Raw genomic sequence first — 2468 nt, forward strand, 5'->3', positions numbered from 1 at the left:
GCCCGGCAGTGAAGGCGGCGGCAACGCGGCCTGATCAAGGTGAAACGGCGCTCAGGCGCCGTTTTTCATGGGCGGCCGGCGATCACAGGAAGCGTTCGAGCAGCTTCTTCGAATGCCGGTCCAGCAGTGTCAGGTCCGACACCAGGAAGACGATGCCGTGGCCGCTGGTGATCAGCAGCCGGCCACGCTCGGCCAGGCGGCGGATGTCTTCCTCGACCTTCAACACCAGCTCGGTGGTGCCGCGGTCGGTCTCCACCACCCAGGTGCTGGGCGTCGAAAACGTGGAGACCGAGACGATGCGGCGGATCTCCGGCACGAACTCTCGGCCGCGAAGCTCGTCTTCCAGCATCCGGCGCGGCGCCTCCGGCAAGGCCAAGAGCCGTGGCACCCAGGCCAGCTCGCGGCCCTCGGCGCTGACCAGCGACAGGCCGTCGTCCGGCGCGGTGATCGGGAACGCGCGCACGGGCGTGACGGCCTCGTGCACCACGCCCTGCGCGGTCGTCAGCGTCAGCCGGCCCAGCGCGTTGCGGCCAAGCGTGAAAGTGGGTTCGGACGGGTTCATCGGCGCGACTTTCATTGGACTGGCTTCATGACACCTGGACGCCATGCGCCGAGGGTTGCGGCAGCGCGCTGGAGAGCAGCGCCGCTTCGTGGTCGGTCTCGCCGTCCTCGTCGGCATCGGCCCGGCGGGCCTGGGCTTCGTAGAGCCGCCAGTAAGCGCCCTGCTTGGCCATCAGCTCGTCGTGCGGGCCGACCTCGACCACCACGCCGCGGTCCATCACCACCAGCCGGTCGGCCTTGCGCAGCGTGGACAGGCGGTGCGCGATGGCAATCGTCGTGCGGCCCTGGACCAGGTTGTCCAGCGCCTTCTGGATCTCCTTCTCGGTCTCGGTGTCCACGCTGGAGGTGGCTTCGTCGAGGATCAGGATGCGCGGGTCGATCAGCAGCGCGCGGGCAATGCTGATGCGCTGGCGCTCGCCACCCGACAGGCCCTGGCCGCGCTCGCCGACCAATGAGTCGTAGCCCTGCGGCAGGCGCAGGATGAAGTCGTGCGCATGCGCGGCGCGCGCGGCGGCGACGATCTGCTCGCGCGTCGCATCCTGCCGGCCGTAGGCGATGTTCTCGGCGATGGTGCCGAAGAACAGGAAGGGCTCCTGCAGCACCAGGCCGATGTGGCGCCGGTAGTCGGACACGGCGAAGCGCCGGATGTCCACGCCGTCGACCTTGATCGCGCCATCGGTCACGTCGTAGAAGCGGCACAACAGGTTGACCAGCGTGCTCTTGCCCGAGCCGCTGTGGCCCACCAGGCCAACCATCTCGCCGGGCTTGATCTCCAGGTTCAGACCGCGGATCACCGAACGGTTGCCGTAGCGAAAGCCGATGGACTCCATCGTCACGCCGCCACGCACCTCGCCGGTGGGCACCGGGTTCGAGGGTTCGGGCACGTTGGACACATGGTCCAGGATGTCGAAGATGCGCTTGGCGCCGGCCGCGGCCTTCTGCGTCACCGAGACGATGCGGCTCATCGAGTCCAGCCGGCCGTAGAAGCGGCCGATGTAGGCGATGAAGGCGGTCAGCACACCCACCGTGATCTCGCCCTTGCTGACCTGCCAGATGCCAAAGGCCCAGACCACCAGCAGGCCGATGTCCGTCAGCAGCGAGACGGTGGGCGTGAACAGGCTCCAGGTCTTGTTGAGCTTGTCGTTGACCGCCAGGTTGGCCTTGTTGGCCTCGCGGAAGCGGCCGGCCTCGCGGCTTTCCTGGGCAAAGGCCTTGACCACGCGGATGCCGGGAATCGTGTCGGCCAGCACGTTGGTCACGTCACCCCAGACCCGATCGATCTTCTCGAAGCCGGTGCGCAGCCGGTCGCGCACCAGGTGGATCATCCAGGCGATGAAGGGCAGCGGCAGCAGCGTGACCAGCGCCAGCCAGGGATTGATGGACGTGAGGATCACCGCGGTCATGCCAATCATCAGCACGTCGGTCGCGAAGTCCAGCGCGTGCAGCGACAGGAAAACCGAGATGCGGTCCGTCTCGGAGCCGATGCGGGCCATCAGGTCGCCGGTGCGCTTGGCGCCGAAATAGTCCAGCGAAAGCTGCAGCAGGTGCTCGAAGGCGGTGGTGCGCAGGTCCGCGGCAATGCGCTCGGAGACCAGCGCCAGCAGGTAGGTACGGGCCCAGCCCAGGCTCCAGGCCAGCAGCGCCGCGCCCAACAGGCCCGAGAGCAGCAGCATCACATAGGTGGGGTCGATGCGCTGGCCGTTCTGGAACGGGATCAGCACCTTGTCCATCAGCGGAATGGTCAGGTACGGCGGCACAAGCGTGGCGGCGGTGGCGGCCAGCGTCAGCAGGAAGCCGATCAGCAGCTGGCCGGCATACGGCCTGGCGAAACGGGACAGGCGCAGCAGCACCCAGGTGGACGGCGGCGTGTGCAGCTCGCGGTCGCAGACGGGGCATTCGTCGCTGTC

The 2468-nt window shown here is 67.9% G+C and carries 2 protein-coding genes; both read right to left on the reverse strand.

Annotation, left to right across the window (positions count from 1 at the left end; translation table 11 throughout):
* Nucleotides 1-82: 82 nt before the first annotated feature.
* Nucleotides 83-577, reverse strand: coding sequence for a cyanophycin metabolism-associated DUF1854 family protein (locus FKP22_RS27115; RefSeq protein ID WP_141291067.1), 495 nt, complete (start codon nucleotides 575-577; stop codon nucleotides 83-85).
* 10 nt (nucleotides 578-587) lie between these two features.
* Nucleotides 588-2468: cyanophycin metabolism-associated ABC transporter (locus FKP22_RS27120; protein WP_233446976.1), on the reverse strand; the 1881-nt coding region annotated here is incomplete at its 5' end.

The sequence above is a fragment of the Ideonella azotifigens genome (assembly GCF_006519715.1).
Lineage (GTDB): Bacteria > Pseudomonadota > Gammaproteobacteria > Burkholderiales > Burkholderiaceae_C > Ideonella > Ideonella azotifigens.